The organism is Bradyrhizobium sp. CCBAU 25360 (assembly GCF_028128695.1).
GTDB classification, from domain to species: domain Bacteria; phylum Pseudomonadota; class Alphaproteobacteria; order Rhizobiales; family Xanthobacteraceae; genus Bradyrhizobium; species Bradyrhizobium ottawaense.
This window is the reverse complement of sequence record NZ_LBJA01000038.1, coordinates 152,655-177,110: the sequence shown is the minus strand read 5'-3', so window position 1 is coordinate 177,110 and position 24,456 is coordinate 152,655. Positions and strand designations below refer to the sequence as shown.

Annotated in this window: 22 protein-coding genes and 1 pseudogene; 16 read left to right on the top strand and 7 right to left on the bottom strand. The window is 64.8% G+C overall.

The features are described 5' to 3' along the window. Positions 1–422: 422 nt before the first annotated feature. The 8 genes from XH81_RS16755 to XH81_RS16720 all read left to right on the top strand — a co-directional run bounded on the left by XH81_RS16755 (position 423) and on the right by XH81_RS16720 (position 8,639). Positions 423–1,055, top strand: a complete 633-nt coding sequence (locus XH81_RS16755) for a DUF1326 domain-containing protein (protein ID WP_038972182.1) — start codon at positions 423–425, stop codon at positions 1,053–1,055. A 60-nt stretch (positions 1,056–1,115) separates the two neighbouring features. Then, a complete protein-coding gene (locus tag XH81_RS16750) occupies positions 1,116–1,895 on the top strand; it encodes a DUF2182 domain-containing protein (RefSeq protein ID WP_244625870.1) in 780 nt (259 codons plus the stop codon). A gap of 356 nt (positions 1,896–2,251) precedes the next feature. Then, positions 2,252–4,807: a bifunctional diguanylate cyclase/phosphodiesterase gene (locus XH81_RS16745; protein ID WP_097669120.1), complete on the top strand. Its 2,556-nt coding sequence runs from the start codon at positions 2,252–2,254 to the stop codon at positions 4,805–4,807. 266 nt (positions 4,808–5,073) lie between these two features. Beyond that, positions 5,074–5,322, top strand: coding sequence for a hypothetical protein (locus tag XH81_RS16740; RefSeq protein WP_028140731.1), 249 nt, complete (start codon positions 5,074–5,076; stop codon positions 5,320–5,322). A 270-nt stretch (positions 5,323–5,592) separates the two neighbouring features. Continuing rightward, entirely contained in the window at positions 5,593–5,772 is a 180-nt protein-coding gene (locus XH81_RS16735) for a hypothetical protein (RefSeq protein WP_028140729.1), read from the top strand. Between the two features lie 174 nt (positions 5,773–5,946). After that, a complete protein-coding gene (locus XH81_RS16730) occupies positions 5,947–6,627 on the top strand; it encodes an FABP family protein (protein ID WP_028140728.1) in 681 nt (226 codons plus the stop codon). 20 nt (positions 6,628–6,647) lie between these two features. After that, complete coding sequence (locus XH81_RS16725; RefSeq protein WP_028140727.1) at positions 6,648–7,358, top strand: RibD family protein; 711 nt, start codon at positions 6,648–6,650, stop codon at positions 7,356–7,358. 9 nt (positions 7,359–7,367) lie between these two features. Next, entirely contained in the window at positions 7,368–8,639 is a 1,272-nt protein-coding gene (locus XH81_RS16720) for a flavin monoamine oxidase family protein (RefSeq protein WP_028140726.1), read from the top strand. Between the two features lie 30 nt (positions 8,640–8,669). Here XH81_RS16720 and XH81_RS16715 read toward each other — a convergent pair whose 3' ends face one another. Beyond that, complete coding sequence (locus XH81_RS16715) at positions 8,670–8,993, bottom strand: hypothetical protein (protein WP_028140725.1); 324 nt, start codon at positions 8,991–8,993, stop codon at positions 8,670–8,672. 166 nt (positions 8,994–9,159) lie between these two features. Further along, the gene (locus tag XH81_RS16710; protein ID WP_028140724.1) at positions 9,160–9,729 is read right to left on the bottom strand and encodes a cysteine hydrolase family protein; all 570 of its coding nucleotides are present in this window, start codon (positions 9,727–9,729) and stop codon (positions 9,160–9,162) included. A gap of 205 nt (positions 9,730–9,934) precedes the next feature. On the opposite strand from XH81_RS16710, the gene XH81_RS16705 reads away from it, so the two are divergent. After that, positions 9,935–11,776: an AMP-dependent synthetase/ligase gene (locus XH81_RS16705; RefSeq protein ID WP_085968031.1), complete on the top strand. Its 1,842-nt coding sequence runs from the start codon at positions 9,935–9,937 to the stop codon at positions 11,774–11,776. A 64-nt stretch (positions 11,777–11,840) separates the two neighbouring features. After that, positions 11,841–13,430: pseudogene (locus XH81_RS16700) on the top strand (oleate hydratase); the annotation flags it as partial. A gap of 15 nt (positions 13,431–13,445) precedes the next feature. Here the strand turns inward: XH81_RS16700 and XH81_RS16695 are convergent. The 4 genes from XH81_RS16695 to XH81_RS16680 all read right to left on the bottom strand — a co-directional run bounded on the left by XH81_RS16695 (position 13,446) and on the right by XH81_RS16680 (position 17,283). Continuing rightward, entirely contained in the window at positions 13,446–14,042 is a 597-nt protein-coding gene (locus tag XH81_RS16695; protein WP_028140721.1) for a hypothetical protein, read from the bottom strand. A 195-nt stretch (positions 14,043–14,237) separates the two neighbouring features. Further along, positions 14,238–15,551 (bottom strand): tetratricopeptide repeat protein, encoded by a 1,314-nt coding sequence (locus XH81_RS16690; protein ID WP_028140720.1) that lies wholly within the window; start codon positions 15,549–15,551, stop codon positions 14,238–14,240. Positions 15,552–15,566: 15 nt separating this feature from the next. Continuing rightward, positions 15,567–16,577, bottom strand: a complete 1,011-nt coding sequence (locus XH81_RS16685; RefSeq protein WP_028140719.1) for an aldo/keto reductase — start codon at positions 16,575–16,577, stop codon at positions 15,567–15,569. A 280-nt stretch (positions 16,578–16,857) separates the two neighbouring features. Next, positions 16,858–17,283 (bottom strand): PaaI family thioesterase, encoded by a 426-nt coding sequence (locus XH81_RS16680; RefSeq protein ID WP_028140718.1) that lies wholly within the window; start codon positions 17,281–17,283, stop codon positions 16,858–16,860. Positions 17,284–17,353: 70 nt separating this feature from the next. On the opposite strand from XH81_RS16680, the gene XH81_RS16675 reads away from it, so the two are divergent. Next, positions 17,354–17,977, top strand: coding sequence for an NUDIX hydrolase (locus XH81_RS16675; RefSeq protein WP_038950701.1), 624 nt, complete (start codon positions 17,354–17,356; stop codon positions 17,975–17,977). Between the two features lie 71 nt (positions 17,978–18,048). Next, complete coding sequence (locus XH81_RS16670) at positions 18,049–19,278, top strand: hypothetical protein (RefSeq protein ID WP_028140716.1); 1,230 nt, start codon at positions 18,049–18,051, stop codon at positions 19,276–19,278. Positions 19,279–19,419: 141 nt separating this feature from the next. Here XH81_RS16670 and XH81_RS16665 read toward each other — a convergent pair whose 3' ends face one another. Further along, entirely contained in the window at positions 19,420–19,737 is a 318-nt protein-coding gene (locus tag XH81_RS16665) for a hypothetical protein (protein ID WP_028140715.1), read from the bottom strand. Positions 19,738–19,931: 194 nt separating this feature from the next. On the opposite strand from XH81_RS16665, the gene XH81_RS16660 reads away from it, so the two are divergent. The 4 genes from XH81_RS16660 to XH81_RS16645 all read left to right on the top strand — a co-directional run bounded on the left by XH81_RS16660 (position 19,932) and on the right by XH81_RS16645 (position 24,430). After that, a complete protein-coding gene (locus XH81_RS16660; RefSeq protein ID WP_028140714.1) occupies positions 19,932–20,411 on the top strand; it encodes a hypothetical protein in 480 nt (159 codons plus the stop codon). 423 nt (positions 20,412–20,834) lie between these two features. Continuing rightward, the gene (locus XH81_RS16655) at positions 20,835–21,782 is read left to right on the top strand and encodes a TAXI family TRAP transporter solute-binding subunit (protein WP_028140713.1); all 948 of its coding nucleotides are present in this window, start codon (positions 20,835–20,837) and stop codon (positions 21,780–21,782) included. 159 nt (positions 21,783–21,941) lie between these two features. Next, complete coding sequence (locus tag XH81_RS16650; RefSeq protein ID WP_161966276.1) at positions 21,942–24,056, top strand: TRAP transporter permease; 2,115 nt, start codon at positions 21,942–21,944, stop codon at positions 24,054–24,056. Next, entirely contained in the window at positions 24,017–24,430 is a 414-nt protein-coding gene (locus XH81_RS16645; RefSeq protein WP_049824111.1) for a DUF1850 domain-containing protein, read from the top strand. The genes XH81_RS16650 and XH81_RS16645 overlap by 40 nt, the downstream gene beginning before the upstream one ends. Positions 24,431–24,456 lie beyond the last annotated feature (26 nt).

The following is a 24,456-nucleotide window of genomic DNA, read 5'->3' as shown; positions in this document are numbered from 1 at the left end:
GCGCTCGAAAGCCTTCACGGTGCGCTCAGCTAGGTTCCAGGGGCGCTGGTGCAACCGCAATAGAGTCATTTGGTGTGTTACAGGCATGGTAAACATTCTCGCCGCCTGCTAGAAATTCGCTAGATATTTCAATGACAATGACGTCGGAAAGCGCAATCCGCCCCTGGGCACCATTCCCCTGACGTCGGACATCCCCGAGATGTGGCTGCTCCCGAGGCACTACCCTCGTTCGCTATACGTGGCCGGCGGCCGCTGATATGATCGTTGGACGGTAAACGGCAGCTCGCCACCACACTTTTTCTGCGATGCCGGCCTTCTGATCGTACCTCGATCCCGCTCGCGCCTTTTCGCGTTGCCTCGACAAGAACGCTGAACAAATCGTCAATGGCTGCCGCGTCCCCGCTCACATTGGGAGATGTGCCATGGCTGCATCGGACTGGCGTCTCGAAGGCGAATGGATGAAGAACTGCACCTGCGCGTTTGGCTGTCCCTGCGATTTCAACGCACGGCCGACCCAAGGCTATTGCAAGGGAATGGTCGCCATGCGGATCGCCAGGGGACATTTCGAAGGGACCAGGCTCGATGGTCTCTGCTTTGCGATCACGGTCGACTTCCCTGGGCCGCTTCATGAGGGCAACGGGACAATCCAGCCCATCATCGACGAACGCGCCACGGCGGAGCAGCGTCAGGCGTTGTTCGATATCTTTTCCGGCAAGCATTCGGCCGAAGGCACGCTTTTCCAGATCGTCAGCATGATCGTTACCAGGATTCACGATCCGGTGTTTGCACCGTTCGAGTTTTCCTTCGACAAGGAAGGACGCGTCGCAAAACTCGTCGCCAGGGGCGTGCTCGAGACCGATGTCGAGCCGATCAAGAACCCGGTCACCGGTGATCCGCACCGCATCCAGGTGGTCATGCCCGAGGGGTTCGAACATCGGGCGGCCGAGGTCGCATCCGCCAACATCCGCTCGACCGGGGCGATCCCGTTCGAGACCCGGGGTACGCATAGCTCGCTCGCCAATGTCGTGCAGACGCCCGAGGGGGTTGCCGCATGATGCGGCGCTGACACCGACACAAAACCTCGGTGTCAGCTCCTCATCGCTATGGACAAGTCGATGCAGGGGCGCTCGATACTGGAACACCTGCTCCACCGCGACCGGCTGGTCGTCGCGATCGGGACTGCCGCAGTGGTGGCGCTCGCCTGGGCCTATCTCGCCGCGGGCGCCGGCATGGACACCGAGATGATGACCGACATGCCGGACATGGCGCCGATGCCGTGGACGCCATTCTATGGCGTGCTGCTGTTCGTGATGTGGTGGGTGATGATGGTCGCGATGATGGCGCCGAGCGCGGTGCCCACCGTCCTCTTGTATGCGACCGTCAAGCGCAAGCAGGAGACCGCCTCCCGCGCCGCAATCGATACCTGGATCTTTCTCGCCGGCTATCTCGTGACGTGGGCGGGGTTCAGTCTCGCTGCGGTCCTGGTGCAAGGAGCGTTCGAACGTTTCGGATTGCTGTCGATGGCGATGGCAAGCACCAGCGCGATTTTGGGCGGCGGCGTTCTGATTGCAGCAGGGCTTTATCAGTTCACGCCTCTCAAACAGGCGTGCCTGCGGTACTGCGAGAGCCCGCTATTGTTTCTCAGCCGACATTGGCGGCCCGGCACGCGCGGCGCATTGCGAATGGGACTTCGCCACGGCAGCTACTGCGTCGGCTGCTGCTGGTTTCTGATGGTATTGCTGTTCGTCGGCGGCGTGATGAACCTGGCCTGGATCATCGGCATCGCGCTCTATGTCGCCGGCGAGAAGCTGCTGCCGTTCGGCCGAAGATTGAGCTATGCGGCAGGCGGGGTCCTCATCCTGTCCGGCACGATCGTTCTTGCGCGGGCAATCTGAAAAGCAGGTCCAAAGGCGGCTGAAAATGTGCGGCTTTCGACATGCCCGTGTACCTGATTGCTCAAGGCCAGCCGACCTCCGTGATGATACGGATGCTTTAAGCTGAAGAATTGAGCTTTGCCCAAACACAAACTTAAGGCTGTTTCAGCTACCTTTGCGCTAAGAGCAGCACCCGCGCGCCGCTTTCGGCCGCGGGTGTCCCTGTGCAGTCGAGGCGGAGACAAGGCGATGCCAATACTGCGGGCGAGCGCAGTTCTGCCCTGGCGGCCGAAGCGGGGGTGCGCGTCGTGATTCCCGCAGGGGCAGTCCGCAAAGCCGGAAGAACGATCCTGCGGAATGGTCCGCTGCAGATCGCATTGTTCTTTCTGCCCCTGGTCTGGATCGGCTATTTCGCAATCACCGCGTCGGAGCGGATGGATGCGGTCGAGCAGGCGCGGTCGCACGGCGACAGCGTCGCCGAACTGTTCGAGGAAAACACCGAACGCATCTTCGAGCGCGTCGATCAGTCATTACTGGTGGTGCGAGCGCTCTACGCCCAGGATCCGCTCACCTTCAGCTTGAAGTCATGGTCGGACACGGCCCGCATTGCGACCGGCGACGTGGTTCAGTTCGCACTGATCGGATCAGACGGATACATGATCGACACGACCGCGGGCTATTCCGGTCCGCCGCTTTATCTTGGCGATCGCGAACACTTCATCAATGTCATGGCGCAAGCCGACGATCGCCTCTACGTTGCCAAGCCGGTGCTGGGAAGGGCCTCGAACAAATGGACGATCCAGCTGGCAAGAAAGTTGTTCGACCTCGCGCGGAATCCGGCCGGGGTGATCGTCGGCTCGATCAGCGTCGACGTGGTCGGCAGGTTCTACGACACGGCAAAGCTCGGCGTCGGAGGAACGCTGGTGCTCAGAAATGCGAATTACGTCGTGCTCGCCGCCCGGGGCGTGGACCAGAGCTCCGTGCTGGGACAACGCACACCCAGCCGCGTCGAGGGCGAGCTCGGTGACGGCTTCTATGTGCAATATTGGAACGAGAACCGGCCGAACCGCAGCGACCGGCTGATCACGGCGCGCAGGTCGCGCGCGTTTCCGCTCATCTTCACCGTCGGCATTTCGGAGCAGGAGATTTATTCCCGCTCCGCCTTCAGGCAGAAGGTCTATCTCGGCGGCGCGCTGCTGCTGACGTTCATTATCCTCGCCGCGACGACATTCCATTGGCGACGGCAGCAGGCGCTGGATCGCGCTCACCGCGAGCGGCGCGATTTTGCCAGCAAGTTCGAGGATGCGCTCCGGAACCTTCCCCAGGGCTTGAGCATGTTCGATGGCCGTGACCGCCTGATCGCATTCAACCCGCAATGGCTCGAACTCTATGGCCTCCTGCCGGAAGACATTCGGATCGGCATGCATTTCCGGGATATATTCGCAAAACAGACCGCCGTGCTCGACGTCGAGGCCTATCTCGTCGATTTGAAGAACCGGCTCGCCCGGTCGGAGCAGATCTCGAACACCGTGCAGTTTCCCGATGGACGGGTCGTCTACATCTCCTACGGCCGGCGCGAGGGTGGCGGCTGGGTCGCTACTCATGAGGACATCACCGAGCGAAAGGCGTCGGCGGACCGCATCGAGCGGCTGGCGCATTACGACAGCCTGACCGGCCTTGCCAACCGCAACCTGTTCAAGGAGCGCATCGACGAGGCGCTAGCCAGCTCACGCCGGCTGGAGCCTGCGTTCGCCGTCCTCCTGCTCGATCTCGACAAGTTCAAGTCCGTCAATGATGCGCTCGGCCATCAATGCGGCGACGCGTTGCTGAAGCAGGTTGCCGACCGGATCAAGGCGCAGATTCGTGATGCCGATACGGCGGCGCGAATTGGCGGCGACGAGTTTGCCGTGATCGTGGCCGCGATGCGCGACGGCGCTGCAAGCCTGGCCGAGCGGCTGGTCCAGGCCATTGCCGAGCCCTATCACATCGATGGCCATCCCGTCGTGATCGGCTGTAGCATTGGCCTTGCGCTCGTGCCCGAGCACGGCACGCGGGTCGATGAGATCCTCCGCAACGCCGATCTTGCGCTCTACAGGTCGAAGAATGCCGGCCGAAGCTGCTTCCACCTCTATTCAGCGGAGCTCAAGGCGGAAGCGGATCAGCGCAACGTGCTCGAGATCGAGCTGCGCGAAGCGATCTGGCGCGAGGAGATGGAGGTATTCTATCAGCCCGTGATCGAGCTCGGCACCGGCCGGGTAAAATCGGTCGAAGCGCTGGCGCGCTGGCATCACGGCACCAGGGGCTACATTCCTCCGGCTGAGTTCATTGCGGTTGCGGAGGCGGGGGGCTTGATCGTCGAGCTCGGCAATCAGGTGCTTGCCCGGGCCTGTCGCGATGCGATGAGCATGCCGGCCGACGTTAAGGTCGCCGTCAATCTCTCTGCCCTGCAATTTGCCGGCACCAATCTCGTCGACACCGTGACGTTTGCGTTGGCGCAGAGCGGCCTTCCGCAAACCCGGCTCGAACTCGAGATCACCGAGAGCGTATTTCTCGCCGACACCGAGGAGAACCTCAAGACGCTGCAGCGCCTCAAGGCGCTCGGCGTCTCCATTGCCCTTGACGATTTCGGTGTCGGATACTCGTCTTTGTCCTATTTGACGGCCTTTCCTTTCGACAAGGTCAAGATCGACAAATCGTTCATCGACAGGATCGATCGCTGCGAGACCGTCGCCGTGCTGAAGTCCATCGTGCAACTCGCGAAGACGTTGAAGCTCTCGATCGTCGCCGAGGGGGTCGAGTCCTTCGAGCAGGTTAAACGGCTCCAGTCACTCGGCATCCCGCTCGGCCAGGGATTTCACTTCAGCAAGCCCGTGCCGCTCGCCGGCCTCTCGTGGCAGGCTCCCCCGGCGCGACGGAAACGGCGGGCGGCGTGAGCTGAATGCCTCCGGCGTTTGTCATCATCGCCCGCCGCCCAAGAGCAGGAAAGCTGAGCAGGTGAAGCCTCCCTAGGAATAGCTTGGAAGGGGGCAAGACCTGGTGGTCCCCTGGCACGTTCAGCTCCCGCTGAGAGCCGAAGGACCGCACCGCGCGGAGCCAATTCCCGAGCCAAATCGCACCCGCCGATCCTGGCACTCCATTTGCTCAGTCTTGACCAAAGCCGGGCCTCGGCAGGGAGGCCCGTTTCAGGTTGAGGCAAGCGATGCAAGAAATGTCCCGTTCTGGTACTGCCGGAGAACTCCGGCTCGATGCGCTGATCGCCGATTTGTGGTGGCGCGTCCGGCTGTTGAATACCGACATTCTCGAGGAGGAAGCCAAAGCCGGCGTGTTCGACGTGCTTCAGCCGACATATCCGCTGCTTGCACTGAACCTCCGAGCGCGGCGCGACAATCTGGTCTCGACGATCGGCGTGCTCGAGGAGCGTGCGAAATCGGTGTCGGAAGCGGCTTGAGAGCCGCCTCCGGTGACACCGGAAACGTCAGCGAGGTGACTCTTCACGGTGCTGACGGACACGCCGAGCGTCGCGAAGATCGCGTCGCGCGTCTGTCCTTCGCAGGGGGGCTCGACGGACAAGCCGCCATGCGCTTCGTGCTGCGGATGACGCGTGATCGCCGACGTCTCGATCGTCGCCGCGTGATCGCCGACACATATCGTTCCAGCGGGTCGATCTAGCTTGGCGTCAGGTGGCTCGCAGTGATCCACCGGGAAGAGGACAAGACTTATGCGCAATATCATCCTTGTGGCCTTCGCAGCGATCACCCTGGCAAGCGCGGTGACGCCCGCGAGCGCGCTGACCATCGTCCGCGATCATCGCGACCCGCCGATTGTGCGCGACCATCGCAATCAGACCATCGTCAGGGACCACCGCACGCAGCCCGAGGTCCGCGATCATCGCCACTAAACGTCCCGGCGGCGGAGCCCAACCGAACGGGTTCGGCTTCGTCGTCTTGTCGAAAAGCCCGACAATCGTCCCGCGCGCAACGCCGGTGTCCATTCGCGATTGTGAGGCCTGAGCACGCGCCACGCCCGCGCCGCCATGCTATTGCTGCCTCCGCAACTTTCCCGCGAGGCCGCCATGCTCCCCATTCCCGCCGATATCTTCACCGAGCCCGAGGACGTCTCGCCCGACGGCCTTGCCAATCTCGGCCCGCTTCGCCGTCTCGCAGGGCATTGGCAGGCGGACAAGGGCATCGACATCAATCCGAAGGCGGAGGGGCCGGAGCGGCGGACCTTCATCGAGCGCATCCGCATGGACCCGATCGATCCGCAGGCCAACGGGCCGCAGCTGCTGTACGGGCTGCGCTATCACATCCACATCAACACGCCCGAGGAAGACATCACCTTCCACGACCAGGTCGGCTATTGGCTGTGGGAGCCCGCGACCGGGTTGATCATGCAGACGCTGGCGATTCCGCGCGGGCAGGTGCTGCTGGCTTCGGGCAAGGCCGGGCCCGACGACAGGACGATCTCCGTCACCGCAAAGCGTGGCGATACCGCCTACGGGATCTGCTCGACCGACTTTCTGGAACAGGCGTTTCGCACCGACTCCTATCGCTGCGACATCACCTTCAACGACGACGGCAGCTGGACCTATCTGATCCAGACCGAGTTGTTCGTGCGCGGCGCGCCGTTCGACCATCGCGATACCAACACGCTGCAGCTGGTCGCGCCACCAAAGCTCAATCCGCTCGCGGTGATCGTCAACGATCGCGCCAGGAGCGATGAGAAGGGCGATGGGCCGGCAGCCTCGGCCTGAGTGATGCTCGGAGACTTTGCATGAAGCCCTATGTCATCTGTCTGATGCACTCCAGCCTCGATGGCCGCACGCATCCCAGCCGCTGGCGCCCGAAGGGGGCGGGCACGGACTGGTTCGAGAAGATTCATGACGAGCTCGGCGGCGATGCCTGGGTGATCGGCCGCGTCACCGGCTCGGAGTTCGCCAGGGGCCAGCCTTATCCTGCGACGAACGACGCGAAGCTGCCGCGTGAAAACTGGTTCGCGCGGCGGGACGCCAAGACCTATGGAATCGTGCTCGATGCGCGGGGCAAGATCGGCTGGGGCCGCTCGGACATCGGCGGCGATCCGATCGTCGTCGTGCTGACTGAGAGCGTGCCGGATTCCCATCTCGCAGGGCTCCGGGGCGAAGGCATTTCCTACATCTTTGCCGGCAAGTCCGAGCTCGATCTGGCGCTGGTGCTGGACATTCTCAGCCGCGAGTTAGGGGTGAAGCGGCTGCTGGTGGAGGGCGGCGGCGTCGCCAATGGCGCGTTCCTGCGCGCCGGTCTGATCGACGAGTTCAACCTGATTCTCAGCCCCGCGATCGATGGCGCAGAGGGCGCGCCCTTCGTGTTCTCTTCAACGGAGGCGGACAGCGACAAGCGCGCGCCGATCACCGCGATGACGCTGGAGAGTACGCGCCAGCTCGGCGGCGATGTCCTGCTGCTGCGCTATCTGATCAAGAACGATCCGCAAGCCGCGAGCCGGTAACGCGCGGCTATGCCCGAGACAACGGAACATATCGTCATCGTCGGCGCCGGCGCGGCCGGCCTGATGGCGGCGCGCGAACTGGCGCGGACCGGCCGCAAGGTGACGGTGCTGGAGGCGCGCGAGCGCTGCGGCGGCCGCATCCTTCCGCTGCCGGTTGAGGAGTTCGGCTACCCCGCCGCGGGCGGCGCCGAATTCGTCCATGGCGAGGCGCCGGTCACGCGCGAGCTGCTGCGCGAGGCCGGGCTGTCCCTTCGCGAGATCGCGGGCGAGCAGTGGAGCTTTGACGGAATGACGCTCTCGCGCGAGGAGCGCGACGATCCGCACGAGGCGGAGCTTCAGGCCGTGCTGAGGGACTTGAAGGACGATCTCTCCGTCGCCGAGTTCCTGCGCCGGCATTTCGCCGGGGATGACTATGCGCCGATGCGCCAATCGATCGAGCGGATGGTCGAGGGCTATGACGCGGCCGACCCCGAGCGCGCCTCGACGCTGGCGCTGCGTGAGGAATGGATGGATGGCGGGCACGCGCCGCAGGCGCGCATCGATGGCGGCTATGGCGCGCTGATCGACTTTCTGGCCGCCGATTGCCGCAGGTTCGGCGTGACCATCCATCTCGGCTGCGTGGTGTCGGCGATCGAGGAGGGCGGCGACACGGCGGCCGTTCGCTGCGCCGGCGGCGATGTCCACGTCTGTGATCGCGTGATCCTCACCGTGCCGCTGCCGCTGTTGCGCGAGATGGCCCTGCCGGCGAGCGCGCGCGCGAGGCTTGCTGCTGCGGGCGACATCGGCTTCGGCAACGTCATCAAGATCCTGCTGCGGTTTGCGCGGCCGTGGTGGCGCGAGCGGCACCAGGATCTCGCAGCCATGACCTTCCTGTTGTCCGACCGGACCATCCCGGTGTGGTGGACGCAATACCCGGGCGGGCAGGCCGTGCTCACCGGCTGGTTCGGCGGCCCGCGCACGGCGGAGCTGGACAACCTCGATCCGCGGGGACTGATCGATGCCGGGCTCGATTCGCTCGCCGCCATTTTCAAGCTGTCGCGCGAGGACATCGCGCGCGAGCTCGTCGCGGCGGCGGCGACCAACTGGGCACACGATCCCTTTGCCCGCGGTGCCTATTCCTGGGCGACGCCGCGGACGCGTGCGGCACAAGCGATCCTCGCGCGTGCCGATGGCCTGGTGCTGTTTTCCGGCGAAGCTCTCTATCGCGGCCGTGACATGGGCACGGTAGAGGCGGCGCTGGCGAGCGGCCAGGAGACGGCAGGGATGATTTTGCGGGGGTAAGAAAAAGGCCCGCATCGCGGGCCTTTCCTTTTACCAGCGGCTGCCGCCGAAGCCGAACGTCACCGAGGGACCGCCGCCGCCGTAATACCCGTACGGCCCGCCGCCGTAATAGCCGTGATGCCGCGGGTAGTAGCCGTAGCTCCGGTGGTGCGGACGATAGTAGCCATGATGGTGGTGATGATGACGCCAGTGATGATGGTGGCGATGGCCGTGGTGCCGGTGCTGCGCGCTGATGTCGGTCGATTGGCCGGCCTGCGCGTTCTGCTTCGCGCTTGAATTATTGGCCGCGTTCGCCGCCGATCCGCCGGCAAGCGCCGCAACACCGACCGCCATCGCGACAATGAGATACTTCATGGTGTCATCACTCCAGTTGAATGTCGTGTGACAACAGATGGGCGCTTCCCGCGTTCCGGCCAGTGCGGGCGTCGAAACGACGCAGTATTGCGACGTCCGATTCGCGCGCATGAGTGGGCTCGTGAGATTTATTGTCGCATCATCGGCATTGATCGCATTCCTGCCATCACTTGGCCGCGAACGCGGCGACCACGTCGTCGCTGGTGACGATGCGCGCGAACTCGCCGTTGAGGTTCGACAGCGTCATCGCATGGATCTCCTCGGCGGAATGCTTGTCGCCGTCGGGCCCGATGCGGTCGAACGTCCATGTCGCATCGCGCACGAGCTGCGCATCGAAACCGAGATTGCCGGCCATCCGCGTCGTCGTCTCCACGCAATGATTGGTGGTCGCGCCGCAGATCACGAGCGTGCCGATGCCGGCCGCGCGCAGGCGCTGCTCCAGGTCGGTGCCGATGAAGGCGCTGTTGACGCGTTTGACGATGACCGTCTCGCCCGGCTGCTCGCGCGCCTCGTCCTTGACGGCGTAGCCGGAACGCGATGGCAGAAACGATGAATTCGGCTTCGTACCCTCGTGGCGGATATGAAAGATCGGCGCGCCGCGCGCCCTGAACGTCTTCAGCAGACCCGCGATCCGCGCCACCGCATCCGGATTGTTGCGCCGCTGTCCCGCCGCCTCCCATTCGTCGAACGCGCGCTGGACGTCGACGACGATGAGAGCGGGGAAGGGGTCGGGCATGATCGGACCTTTCGCACGGGTTGTAAAAGCGAATATGCGAGGCGACTGGGACAGCGCGCAATGCCGATCTTCCCTCGTTTCGCGACAGCTTTCGTGCCCCGGACGCAGCGCAGCGTCTCTTCCCTGCATGGCCGCCTTGCTGAGGATCAAAGCGGCAAGGACTGGCCGGCCTAGTGTCGAGGCACCAAATGCTGGGAATCGAGAGATGCGAGAGGACGCCATGCCGGGACAGGCGAGTCAACCGGACGGTCTTGCCGACATCAAGACGCTGCCGCAACTGCTGCGCTGGCGCGTCGAGGCGACGCCGGCGGCGGAGGCTTATCGTCATTTCGATGCGACCGCGCAGCGCTGGGTCAGCCAGTCCTGGCGCGAGATTGATGCGGGATTCGAGCTGTGGCGGCGCGCGCTCGCCGCGGAGGAGTTCGCGCCGGGCGAACGCGCCGCCATCCTGATGCCGAACGGCATTGCGCATATCGCCATGGACCAGGCGGCGCTGTCGCGCGGCCTCGTGCCGGTGCCGATGCATGCCGTCGACAATCCCGACAGCATCGCCTACGTCCTTGTCGATTCCGGCGCGCTGCTCTTGTTCGTCGATACGCTGGAGCGCTGGCAGGCGATCGTGGCGACCGGCCAGCCGCTCGACCATCTCAAGCGCGTCGTCTGCGCGGATGCAAGCGGGCTCATCACGCCGAATGCCCGCATCGTCGGGCTCGACCATTGGCTCGCGCAAGCCCCCGGCGCTACCGCGCCGCTGCCAGATGTCGCGATCGAGCCGCACGATCTCGCCGCCATCGTCTACACCTCGGGCACCACCGGGCGGCCGAAGGGCGTGATGCTCTCGCATGGCAATGTCGTCGCCAATGTGAAGGCGATCGCGCACCGCATCGCCGCCGAACCCCATGACGTCTTCCTGTCCTTCCTGCCGCTCTCGCACACCTTCGAGCGCACCGGCGGCTACTACTATCCGATCGCGGCCGGCGCGTGCGTCGCCTATGCCCGCTCGGTGCCACAACTCTCGGAGGACCTGAAGCGTGTGCAGCCGACGGTGCTGGTCTCGGTACCGCGGATCTACGAGCGCATTTTCGCGCTGATCATGCAGCATCGCGCATCAGCAAGTTACATCGAGCGCTTGCTGCTCGACCTCACCATCGCCGTCGGCGGGCGGCGTTTCGATGCACGGCAGCGGCATGGCGTGCCGTCGCTGCTGGACCGGCTGGCCTGGCCGTTGCTCAAACGGCTCGTCGCCGACAAGGTGCTGGCGCGGCTCGGCGGCCGCCTGCGCGTCGCGATCTCCGGCGGCGCGCCGATCGCGGAGCCCGTCATTCGCCTGTTTCTCGCGCTCGGGCTGGACGTGCTCCAGGGCTACGGCATGACGGAGACCTCGCCGGTGGTCTCCGTCAACACCATCGAGGACAATGATCCGCACTCGGTCGGCCATGTCCTCGACGGCGTCGAGGTGAGGCTAGGCGAGAACGACGAGTTGCTGGTGCGCGGCCCCAGCGTGATGCTCGGCTATTGGCACAAGCCGGAGGAGACACGCCGCGTCAAGGACGCCGACGGCTGGCTGCACACCGGCGATCAGGCCCGCATCGAGAACGGGCGCATCACCATCACCGGCCGCATCAAGGACATCTTGGTCACGTCCACCGGCGAGAAGATCGCGCCGGTGGATCTGGAGACCGCGATCCTCGCCGATCCCCTGTTCGAGCAGGCGCTGGTGGTCGGCGAACAGCGGCCGTTCCTCACTGCGCTGGTCGTGCTGAACGCCAAAGCCTGGGTGCAGGAGAAGGAAAGACTGGCGGCGAGCGGCAAGCAAGGCGGCGCGGCGGAACGGGCTGCGCTGCTGGCCAGGATCGCGGCGGCCGTGAAGGCCTATCCGTCCTACGCGACGCCGCGCGCGGTGTGGTGGACGCTGGACCCGTGGACCATCGCGAGCGGCCTGCTCACGCCGACGCTGAAGAACAAGCGGCCCGCGCTCGAACGCCGCTTCGCAGACGAGATCGAGCACGTCTATGCGAAGAAGCCCGCGCCGATAACGCCGACGTGATTTCGCCTCTCCCCGCGGTTGATCCAGCGCAACTTCGGCCGCTGCCTCGCGATGCAATGTCGCCCGCGAGTTCGAACGGCAATCGAGGCAAGTCATGAAGGCGTATTTCATCGGCGGTGGCATTGGATCGCTCGCGGGCGCGGCGTTCCTGATCCGCGATGCGCAGCAGGCCGGGCGCGACATCGTGATCTACGAGGCGCAGCCGCTGGTCGGCGGCAGCCTCGACGGCACGCTGCTCGCGAACGGCGCCTATTCGCTGCGCGGCGGGCGAATGCTGACCACCGATCACTACGAATGCACCTGGGATCTGCTCTCCAGCATCCCTTCGCTCGAGCATCCCGGCCTCAGCGTGCGCGAGGAGACCATCGCATTCAACCTGGAGAACCCGGCGCACTCGAAGGCGCGGCTGGTCGATCGCAACCGTTTCAAGGTCGACGTCTCGCATATGGGTTTCTCCGCGCGCGACCGGCTCGAGCTGCTGCGGCTCACCGAGGCCTCGGAGGAGACGCTCGGCAATAGCCGCATCACCGACTGGCTCTCGCCGAAATTCTTCGAGTCCAATTTCTGGTACATGTGGCAGACCACCTTCGCGTTCCAGCCCTGGCACAGCGCGGTCGAGCTGAAGCGCTATCTGCACCGCTTCATGAACGAGTTTCCGCGAATCGAGACGCTCGCCGGCGTCAAGCGCACCGTCTACAATCAGTACGATGCGATCGTGCGGCCGCTCGCCGACTGGCTGAAGCGGCAGGGCGTGCAATTCGTGCGCGGCACGCGCGTCACGGACATGGCGATCGAGAACGAGGACGGGCGCTTGCGGGTGCGCCAGCTCGTGCTCGATCGCGACGGCCGCATCGCCAATGTCCGGCTCGAGGACGGCGATCTCGTATTCTTCCAGAACGGCTCGATGACGGACGCCTCGAGCCTCGGCACCATGACCGAGCCGCCGCCGCATCTGACCAAGAAAGACAGCCAGGGCTGGGCGCTGTGGGAGACGATCGCGAAGGAGCGTCCCGAATTCGGCAACCCCGCCGCGTTCAACAGCTCGATCCCTGATTCCTATTGGCTGTCCTTCACCGTCACCTGCCGCGATCCACTCTTCTTCGACCGGATGGAGGCGTTCTCCGGCAACCGTGCGGGCACCGGCGGCCTCGTCACGTTCAAGGATTCCAACTGGCTGATGTCGGTCGTGCTCTATCACCAGCCGCATTTCGCCGGACAGCCGAAGAATGTGCAGGTGTTCTGGGGCTATGCGCTGCATCCCGACCGTGTCGGCAATTTCGTTGCGAAGCCGATGTCCGATTGCGGCGGCGCGGAGATACTCAAGGAGCTGTGTGGCCATTTGAATTTCGATGCGGGCGTGTTCGAGGACGCAATCTGCGTGCCCTGCCGCATGCCCTACATCACCAGCATGTTCATGCCGCGCAACCTGACGGATCGGCCGCTGCCGGTGCCGAACAGTTCGGTCAACCTCGCTTTCGTCAGCCAGTTCGTCGAAATCCCCGACGACGTCGTGTTCACCGTCGAATATTCGGTGCGCGCGGCGCAGATGGCGGTCTATCGACTGATGAAGATCGATCGCCCGGTGCCGCCGGTGACGCGGCACGACAAGTCGCTCGCGGTCATCTTCGCGACGCTGGAGAAGGCATTCGCGTGATCGCTACTGAACGGGTTACTTGAAGGGATCTTGGATCGACGGCGCCGATTGCCGGATGCGGCGCACGCTGACCGGCGTGCCGTCGGAGACGAACAGCAATTCGTAGCGCCGGCCCTCACTGTCGGTGGCGGAGCAGGTGACGTCGGTCACCTTCCTGGCGGCGAAATTGCCGGTCTGGCGGCAGAGGCCGGTGGAGGTCTGCTCGGCCGGCACCGGAAGGCCGTCGACCCTGGGGCGGTCCTTGGAGTTGAGCAGCATGCGGTCGATCGGCAGCTCGTAGGAATTGTCGTCGGCGCGCTTGCCGTTTTCGCCGGAGAACGACACGACGTGGCTGTCGTCGGAGGGATCGTCGACCGCGACCGCAAAATTGACGCGGCCCTTGTCGCCATGGGCGTAGGCCACCGTCTTGCAGGCGAAGGTGCGCCCGGCGACCTTGAAGGTCTTGCAGTGGCCGGACATCAGCGCCAGCAGATCGATGAAGGCATTCTGCAGCGCCGGCGGATTGTTGACCGGGATCGGCTTGGAAGTCTCGGCAAAACAAGGACTTGCCAAAGCGGCAAGGGTGGCCGTGAAAACAAGGGTCGCGGCCAGCAGCGATCGGCAGAGGCGCATTGGAAGGCTCACGTGCCAGGGAACCACGGTCAGGTTCCGCACCATAACCATCGAACCGCAAATTGGTTGCGATCCCGTTTGTCCTGCAAGTCCCGCCTGGAATACCACCGCGCCACCCCGACGGCGTTTTGTCCAAATCGTCCAAACCGTCCGCCGCCACTTGCCGTCAGGCCGGTGTTTTTTTCGTGGCGGAACTCAGGCCATCGCCGCCTGCCAGCGCGTATCGCGAAGTGAGGGCCGGCGGTGCAGGCGGGCGCCCAGCAGGGTGCGGGCGCGGGCGAGCTCGCCGCTGCGCATGAGTGCGACGATATAGGTGTCCTCGACCAGTTCGCGCTGGGCGTGGCTGCCGCCGATCCGCACGACCTCGGCGAGCACGGGCGCCAGCGTTTGCGCGCATGACGCGTAATTCTCATCCGCAAAGGCCGCCAGCGCGCGGAAGATCGCCGGCACCACGGGGCCGGCCGGCAGCTTGCCCTCGGCGAGGCGCTGCTCGATGGCCGCAAGGCGCGTGGTGAGCGCCGGGTGGTTTTGCGTCGCCGCCGCGAACAGCGCCATGTGGATGTCGGCGAAGGACAGGCTCGACTTCGGAAACAGTTTTTGCGCGCTGGCGTCGGCTTCCAGCCACAGCGCCTTCGGCACGGAATGGCCGTAAGCCGAGAGGCGCCACAGCAGCGAGGCGGCGTCGGTGATAACGTTGAGTGGTGGCGCCTGCGTGACTGACGGCTGGAGCACGTCGGCATAGATTGCGAGCGCGCGTGCCGCATCGCCATGCTCGAGCGCGCCGAGCGCCTGGTGCCAGCGGATATGGCCGTGCAGGATTCCGGCGCGGTCGTAAGAGGGGATCCAGTCGTCGACGAGGCGGTCGGCAGCGTCGATCGAGCCGTCCTCGAACATCGCGTGCAGCACCGCATGCGCAGCGTGAGCATTGGCCCGGCGGAGGTCAAAACCGCGCTCGGTCATGGCGCGGCCGCGCGCGACGTCGCCATTCTCCGTCATCGCCCAGCCGGCCATGGTCAGGAACCACCAGTCTTCGTCATAGTGCTGCGCCACACGTCCGCACAGCTCGTGCCGTGCGCGGTCGTGGTCGGCCATGCCGGAGAAGGCGAACAGGCCGAACGCGCCGAGCGGCAGCGACAGCACCAATGCATCGCGCGGCCATGTGTCGATGTGCCTCAGCGTGGATGCGATCGCCTCCGGTAGCCGGCCCTCGATCGCAAGGGCCAGCGTCTCGACATGCGAGCGCTCGCGCTCGGTGCCGCGCCTGGCGACCAGCTCGCGTGCGAGCGCCGCCTTGCTTCGGGCGAGATCGCCCTGCTGGTAGAAGGCATGCATGCGCGCGCGGGCGATATGGGGAAGCGCGAAGTCCGGGTCGGCGGCAATGGCGCGCTCCAGCGTCTCCGCCATGCCGGTCCAGCCCGCAAGCATGAGGTCGACACCCTCGCGATAGGCGCCAGCGGCCGCATCGGATATGGTGGAGAGCGGCAGGCCGTAGCGATCTTGATGCGCCATCGTCGTCTCCCGGTTTCACGCAGTCCGCGCGCGCCGGCCTTCGATCGGGTAGGCGGGATCGTTGTAGCCTGGCGTCGAGGGATGCCCCGGCACGACCAGTCGGTCGATCAGCGCCTCGTCATCCCCAGTGAAGCGGTAGTCGAGCGCGCTGATGTAGCCGTCCCATTGCTCCTCGGTGCGGGGCCCCGCGACGATCGAGGAAACGAAGGCGGAGTTGAGCACCCAGGCGACTGCGAACTGGCCGGCGGTGATGCCCTTTTTCCCGGCGTGAGTCTTGATCTCCTGCGCGAGCTGCAGCGATTCCGGCCGCCATTCGGTCTGCATCATGCGGGTGTCATTGCGGCCCGCGCGCGTCTCCTTGTCGGGGGCGGCATCGGGCTTGTACTTGCCGGTGAGCACGCCGCGCGCCAGCGGGCTGTAGGGCACGATGCCGAGGCCGTAATAGGAGCAGGCCGGAAAATGCTCGACCTCGGGCATGCGGTTCATCGCGTTGTAATAGGGCTGGCTCACCGCGGGCCGGTCGATGCCGAGCCGGTCGCAGATGTTGCAAATCTCGGCAACGCGCCAGGCGCGATAGTTCGAGACGCCGAAATAGCGCACCTTGCCCGATCGGATCAAATCGCCCATCGCGCGCACCGTCTCTTCCAGCGGTGTCGAATGGTCTTCCTTGTGCAGATAGTAGATGTCGATGTGGTCGGTGCCGAGCCGCCTCAGGCTGTCGTCGGCGGCCTGCAGCACCCAGCGCCGAGACAGGCCGCCGCAATTGGGATCGTCGCCCATGGGGTTGGCGAGTTTTGTGGCAAGCACCCAGGCGTTACGGTTGCTGGCAATGGCGCGGCCGACCACCTCCTCGGAGGCGCCTTTCGAATAGGCGTCCGCCGTGTCGATGAAGTTGATGCCGGCATCACGCGCTTTGTCGATGATCCGTTTTGACGTGGCTTCATCGGTCGGCCCGCCGAACATCATGGTGCCCAGACAAATCGGCGACACTTTCAGGCCGCTGCGGCCGAGCTGACGGTATTGCATGGGCGGGTCCTCGATATCTTTAAGGAGCGCAGCATAGCCAGCCATAGCCGTCATTGCGAGCGCAGCGAAGCAATCCAGCAATGCCGCTTCCTCTCGTCGTCCCGGACAAGCGCGCCCCAAGCGCGCGCAGATCCGGGACCCATAACCACAGGGTTGCGTTCGGCGAAGACTCGGAGTTACGAGCTTCGTGCCACAACTGCTCCCTGTGGTTATGGGTCCCGGCCTGCGCCGGGACGACAGCGGAATGTGTGGTTGCGGCAGTGGCAACCTGACCGAACAGCTACCCCGGGCCCTTCAGAATCTTGAACACGCCGTTCGCCATCACGATGCAGCGGCCATCCACCGTCACCTCCGTGCTCATGAAGATCAGGCTGCGCGTCGAGCGCACCACGCGCGGGCGGGAGATCAGGATGTCGCCGATCTGGCCGGCCTCGACGAAATGGGTGTCGAGCTGCACGGTTGCCATGAACTCCTTGCCGGAGACGTAACGGGCGGTCATGCCGCAGGTGCGGTCGGCAAAGGTCATCATCACGCCGCCCTGGACCATGCCGCGGCGGTTGTGGTGCTTGTCCTCGGTCGCGAGCGCGAATTCGTAATGACCGTCGACCTTGCGCTCCCACAGGGGACCGATCAGGTGCATGAAGCCCGTGGTCTCCAGGATGCTCCAGCCGTCTGATTTGAGCCTTGCGGCGGCCTTGTTGGTCATCTCGTCGTCCATTCCGTGCGGGCCTTGCGATCCCGTTTCATCGGGGCCGGACGTGGTGTAGTCAAGCATCATGAGACCGTTCGATGATGCCACACGGCGGAATATCGCGAATGCCTGCGCGGCCTTCATGCGGCTGCCGGCGGGTGAAGTGCCGACGACGCTGAAGCGTGCCGCGGTGGCGGTCGCGCTGACCGCGAGCGAGGACGATGACACCGCATTCCTGCTCACGCTGCGCGCATCGCATCTGCGCGCCCATCGCGGCCAATGGGCGCTGCCGGGCGGCCGCTGCGACGCCGGCGAGACGCCGGTCGAGGCGGCGTTGCGCGAGCTCGACGAGGAGCTTGGCCTTCGCCTCACCGGCGCGCAGGTGCTCGGCACGCTCGACGATTATCCGACCCGCTCCGGCTATCTGATCACGCCCGTCGTGGTCTGGGCCGCCGACAGTGCCGCGATCAGGCCGAACCCGGACGAGGTGGCTTCGGTCCATCGCATTGCGCTCGACACGATCGAGCGCGACGACGCCTTCGATTTCGTCGCGATCCCCGAGAGCGCGCGCCGCGTCATTCGCTTCCATCATCAGGAAAGCCTGATCCACGCGCCGACGGCGGCGCTGATCTACCAGTTCCGCGAGGTGCTCGCGGGCCGGCAGACCCGCGTCACCGAGCTGGAACAGCCGGTGTTCGCCTGGAAGTGACGCAAGAGACGAAAAAAGAGGTAAACGGCGCGTTAACGTGACGGTTACCGGATGCCTGCTAAGAGGGCAGCATGCATCATTCGATTCGAAACAGCCTCTCTCGAAACAGCCTTGTGCTGGTTCCACTTGCGCTCGTCCTGCTCGCGCCCGCCGCGCGTGGCGGCGAGATCGACGCGCTGCCGCCCGCCGTTCGCGATGCCAACGCCCAGTTGCTGTCGCAGTTTTTTGCGCAGGGTGGCGCCTCGCCGGCCGTGCTCGAATATCGCCGCAAGCTCGCAGAATATCAGGCGGCGCGCGCGGCCTTCGACGCCGAGGCCGGCGCCTATTGGAGCCAGATCTCGGAGAAGCGGAAAGGCCGCAACGCCAAGCGGCGCAGCGGGCAGCAGGTGACGCTCGACGACTACGTGCTGGAGCATCCGCCGCTCTATAACGGGCCGAAGAAGCCGGTGAATCCGGAGCCGGAGGAAACGCCGGACCGTCCCGCCAAAAAGCCGATCCCGGTGGTCGCCGATTTCCTGCGCGCGGCGCAGGAGCTCTACCAGTTCACGCCGCAGCGCCCGGCGAGCGAGATCGAGTTCAAGCGCGCCTATGCGCGCTATGCGCTGGCCTCCGGGCTGACGCGCGAGCAGGCCGTGCGGGTCTATTCGTTCGAGACCGGCGGCACCGGCAGCCACGACGTGCAGGCGGGAATCGAGCATGGCGGCAAGCGCGCGATCTCGACCGCGATGGGCTACAACCAGCTCCTGACCACCAACAGCGTCGAGCTGCTCGCCGAGCAGGGGCACGAACTCATTCGCGCGCTCTCCGAGAAGGTCGCGCGGACATCAGGACCGGCGCGTCAGTCGCTCGAGCACAAGCTCGTCGTGCTGAAGAAGATGGTGGCGCACGCGAAGTCGGTGCCCGACACCTGGTCGGAGCACGAGAAGATCGGCAACACCGCGCAGGGCTGGGCCATGCATGCGATGGTGCTCGACATCGATGTCGGTCCGATGCTGCAGACCCACAAGCTCCTAACCTCGGTGCTGTTCGCCCGCGCCAAGGGCTACAGCCGTCCGCTGACCGCGGCCGAGCTCGAGATGATGAACCTCACCGGCGACGGCACCGGGCTCGACATGGTGACGATGCCGCAGGCGATGCGCGAGCAGGTGCCGACCTCGAACTTCTTCCAGCGCGGCGGCTACGAGCGCAACCCGGTCGCAATTCGCCACAACACGGTGGCCAAGCTGCTGGCGGTGACCGACGATCGGATGGATTCGAACAGCAGCAAACCCGGTGCAAGGGAATTGGCGGGGGCGTTTTAGCGCGCTGCCGTAGGTGGGCAAAGCGACTTGTCCGCCATAGCTCGAAGAGCGGCGGCGGAAGCGTGCCCACGCACCTTTTGCGATAGAGAGAGATGGTGGGCACGGCGCTAACGCGCCTTTGCCCACCCTACGGCAGCGCGCTTACTGATCCGGCCCGAACTTGAACTTGCCGTCGCCTTCCAGATAGGGGCCGCTGCGCATGTAGAGCTGGCCGTTGTGGCCGATGAAGAACAGCGTGCCCTTCGGGACCTTCTTGGCGCCCTTCAGGAGCTCGCCGGCGTTGCTGGTGCCCATCTTGTAGGAAAAGGTCTTGCCCTCCCTGTCATAGGCGTAGCCGGTGTCGGGCTTGAGCTCCCACGGCGTTGCCGGGGCTTGCGCGAAAGCGGGCGCGGCGAACGCGCCGAGCACTGTCACGAGTGCAGCCGAAACAAGTGCAAATGTCTTGGTTGAAAATGTCATCATCCATCCTCCCCGTCGCTGGGGTACCCGGCTTGAACAAATCACGAACGGCTTGTCCGGGTCAATTTGCGAAAGCGCCGCAGCGCATCACGTCTTGCCCAGCAGTTTGTGATTTTCCCTTCGTCCCCTCGCGACTATGTTCCGCTTTCCGTCTAGAACGCAACTCGACAAAATTATGGGTGGGGATGATTCGGATGCGCCATGTGATTAAACTTTGCTGGGCTGCGTCATTGTCGTTGACGGCGCTGGCACCGGCCGCCCGGGCCGATGATTACCAGCTCAGCCACAACCAGCGGATTTCGTGCAGCCGCGGCCTTGCCCCGGGCAAGCTGAACACGGCGACCTGCAAGTCCTACACCTATCTGTTCAACACCAAGACCTCGGAATATTTCCGCTGCCAGGTCTCGCTGGCGCTGACCCGCGACAACAAGGAAGTCATCAACGTCCAGACCGACGGCGGCTGCACCAAGAAGCCGCGCATCTTCGAGACCGACGGCAAGTATGATTTCGACGCGACCGAGACCGAGCCGCCGAACACCAATTCGTTCTTCGGCCCGGGCGGCTATTCGGTGTGGGCCGCCGATGTCGGCGCGCAGAAGGTGCGCGGCTGCATCATCATCTCCTCCGGCCTCGGTTCCGACATCTCCAAATGCCTGGACATGACGTTCCAGTGAGAGCTTGCCAGTAAAGCCTTTCCAGCAAAACCTTTCCAGCAAAGCCTTGCCAGTAAAGCCTTGCCAGTGACGGCGCGCTCCCTCCTGCTTACGGGGAGGGCGATCGCGTATGCGCTTGGCGGGGCCTGGGCGAGCGCCTCGTCCTTCGAGATGACCGCTTCGCGGTCTCCTCAGGATGAGGCTGAGCGCCAGCTTTGCTGTTGAAATAGCTGTCACGTACTCCGTTCTCATCCTGAGGGCCCGCCGCAGGCGGGCGTCTCGAAGGATGTGCCGGGGACGACTGCGCCACCTCGCCGCACCGCGGGTTCCCGAAAAATTCAGCTCGTTCGGCCGTTTACCGCAGTCCTGTTTTGTCTTTTGGATGGGTTGACCCGCATCCCTCATCCGGCCAATTTCGCCGCCGGTTTGGGGAGAACAACAACCATGAAACGGACCATTTTCGGCGCGGCCGCGGCTCTTGCTCTGGCGGCGTCGGCACCTTGCGCGCAGGCGCAATCCTTCATCAACGTGCTGACCGGCGGCACCTCCGGCGTCTATTATCCGCTCGGAGTCGCGATCGGGAAGATCTACGGCGACAAGATTCCGAACGTGAAGACGCAGGTGCAGGCCACCAAGGCGTCGGTCGAGAATTTGATCCTGCTGCAGCAGGGCCGCGGCGAGCTGGCGTTCACGCTCGGCGATTCGCTCAAGGCCGCCTGGGACGGCGAGGAGGAGGCGGGCTTCAAGACCAAGCTCGACAAGCTCAGGACCATCGGTGCGATCTATCCGAACTACATCCAGATCGTCGCCACGACCGAGTCCGGCATCAAGACGCTGGCCGACCTCAAGGGCAAGAGCCTCTCCGTCGGTGCGCCGAAGTCCGGCACCGAGCTGAATTCGCGTGCGATCCTGGCCGCCGCCGGCATGAGCTACAAGGATCTCGGCAAGGTCGAATATCTGCCGTTCGCCGAATCCGTCGACCTCATGAAGAACCGCCAGCTCAACGCCACGCTGCAATCGGCCGGTCTCGGCGTCGCCTCGCTGAAGGACCTTTCGACCTCGAGCCCGATCACGGTGGTGTCGGTGCCGAAGGAGACCGTCGACAAGATCGGCCCGCCCTTCGTCTCCGCGATCATTCCGGCCAACACCTATACCGGCCAGGACAAGGACGTGCCGACTGCGGCCGTGATCAACTATCTCGTCACGAGCTCCGCGGTGTCGGACGATCTCGCCTATCAGATGACCAAGCTGATCTACGAATCGCTGCCGGAATTGCAGAATGCACACGCGGCCGGCAAGGAGATCAAGCTCGAGACCGCCGCGACAGGCAGCCCGGTTCCGCTGCACCCCGGCGCGATCCGCTATTACAAGGAAAAAGAGCTGATCAAGTAAGGCGCGCTCTATCCGCGAACGTCATGCCCGGGCTTGTCCCGGGCATCCACGTTCTTGGAGACACCGTAAGACGTGGATGGCCGGGACAAGCCCGGCCATGACGGTGTGGGTGAGCAATGCCTCGATGTTATATGCGCTACAGGGCTGAGGACGAATAAGATGCTGGAAAAGGCAGAGGGCGCCGAAGCTGCGCCCATCAAGGTTGAGTTCGACAATTTCGAGCACGGTTTCCCGGACGGTTTCGGTCCGGGCTGGTGGGGGCAACTCGCCTATTGGATCGGCATCGCCTTCGCCACCTTCCAGCTCTATGTCGCCGCCTTCAACTATCTGCCGAGCCAGGTGGTGCGCGGCGTCCATGTCGGCTTCCTCGTTCTGCTCACCTTCGGCCTGATCGCCAACTTCACCGCGAAGAGCAATGCCGGCCGCGCGCTCGGCTGGGTGATCGGCGGCGCCGGCTTCCTGTGCGGGCTCTACCAGTGGATCTTCTACGCCGACCTGATCGCGCGCGACGGCGACCCGACGCGGCTTGATCTCGTGGTCGGCACGGTGCTGGCGGTGCTGATCTTCGAGGGCACGCGGCGCCTGATGGGCGCGGCGCTGCCGCTGATGTGCGGCGCCTGCCTCGTCTACTGGTTCTTCGGCCAGTACCTGCCGTCGCCGCTCAACCATCGCGGCTACGATTTCGACCAGATCGTCACGCATCTGTCGTTCGGCACCGAGGGCTTCTACGGCGTGCCGATCTACGTGTCGGCGACCTACATCTTCCTGTTCATCCTGTTCGGTTCGTTCCTGGAGCGCGCCGGCATGATCCAGCTCTTCACCGACGTTTCGCTCGGCCTGTTCGGCCGCACCCGCGGGGGACCTGCGAAAGTCGCGGTGTTCGCCTCGGGCATGATGGGCACGATCTCCGGCTCTGGCGTCGCCAATGTCGTGACCGTCGGCCAGTTCACGATTCCCCTGATGATCAGGTTCGGCTATCGCCGCGCCTTCGCCGCCGGCGTCGAGGCCACGGCTTCGATGGGCGGGCAGATCATGCCGCCGGTGATGGGCGCGGTCGCCTTCATCATGGCCGAGACGCTCGGCGTGCAATATTCCGAGATCGTCAAGGCGGCGGCCATTCCCGCGATCCTCTATTTCGCGTCCGCCTTCTGGATGGTGCATCTGGAAGCCGGCAAGCACGGCCTCGTCGGCATGAAGCGCTCGGAAATCCCGAGCGCCTGGAGGGCACTGGTGACGCGCTGGTACCTCGTGCTGCCGCTCGCCGCCCTCGTCTACATGCTGTTCGAGGGCTTTACGCCGCTCTATGCCGGCAGCATGGGTCTCGCGCTGACGGTGGCGCTGATCCTCGGCACCGCCATCACCACGGGCGCCTCCTCGAACGTGATCCGCACCATCTTCTGGATCGGCCTTGCGCTCGTCGTCGCCGCGCTCTCGCGGGACGGCCTCAAGATCGTGCCGGTCGCGAGCGTCGTGGTCGGGCTGATCGTGATCACCGCCTTCGTGCGCGGCGGCTTTGCGGCGCTGCGCGCCTGCCGCGACGCGCTGGCCGAGAGCGCCAAATCCGCCATCACCGTCGGCATGGCCTGCGCCATCGTCGGCGTCATCATCGGCATGATGTCGCAGACCGGCGTCGGCACCATCTTCGGCGGCTGGGTGATCGGGCTCGGCGAGAAGAGTCTGTTCCTGGCGCTGATCATGACCATGCTGCTGTCGATCCTGCTCGGCACCGGAATCCCGACCATCCCGACCTACATCATCACCGCCGCGCTCGCGGCACCTGCGCTGGCCAAGTTAGGGGTGCCCTTGATCGCGAGCCACATGTTCGCGTTCTACTACGGCATCATGGCCGACCTCTCGCCGCCGGTGGCACTGGCGGCGCTCGCGGCGGCGCCGATCGCCAAGGAGAACCCGGACAAGATCGGCTGGGAGGCGATGCGCATCGCGCTGGCCGGCTACGTCATCCCCTTCATCTTCGTCTATTCCCCGGCCTTGATGCTGCAGGCCGGCGACCCCATGGCGGCAAAGCTCGGCTTCTACGGCGCGGTCGCGCTCGCGACCGTCAAGGCGTTGGTGGCGATCGGCCTGTTCGGCATGGTCGCGATCGGCTTCCTGTTCACCCGGCTGACGCTGATCGAGCGCCTGGTCGCGCTCGGCGCCGCGTTCTGCCTGCTCGGCGAATTCCCGTTCAGCGACACCGCGGGCTTCGTGCTCGCTGCGGCGCTCGCGCTGTGGCAATGGCGGCAGCGCCCGCCTGTAACGGTCGAGGCGGTGTGAGCCTCTGCTTCGCAACGGCTTTCGGCGTGAAGGCGCTGGCGTTGTCGGCGTTCACGCTGGTCTGGACGCATTCGATCGCGAAAGTCGACTGGCAGGAAGACTGGCGCGTCACCCCCGCCGGTCTCGAACTGGTGCAGGCCCGCGTCAAGGGCACCGGCCCCGGCATGGAGCCGCCGCCCGAGGCGCGGCTGGTCGACGGCTGGTTTCAGTGGCAGCCGAAGCGGGCAGCCATGAAAGAGGTCGTGCTCGGCAATTCGGGCGCGGCCGGCGAATGGCGGCTGTGCCATGATGGACAATGCCGGACGCTGTCGGAGATTGTCGGGTATCCCATTGGTGCTAACGTCACCACGATGAAGATCTGCAACGATCCGTAGCCCCGGATTACGCTTACGCCCCGTCC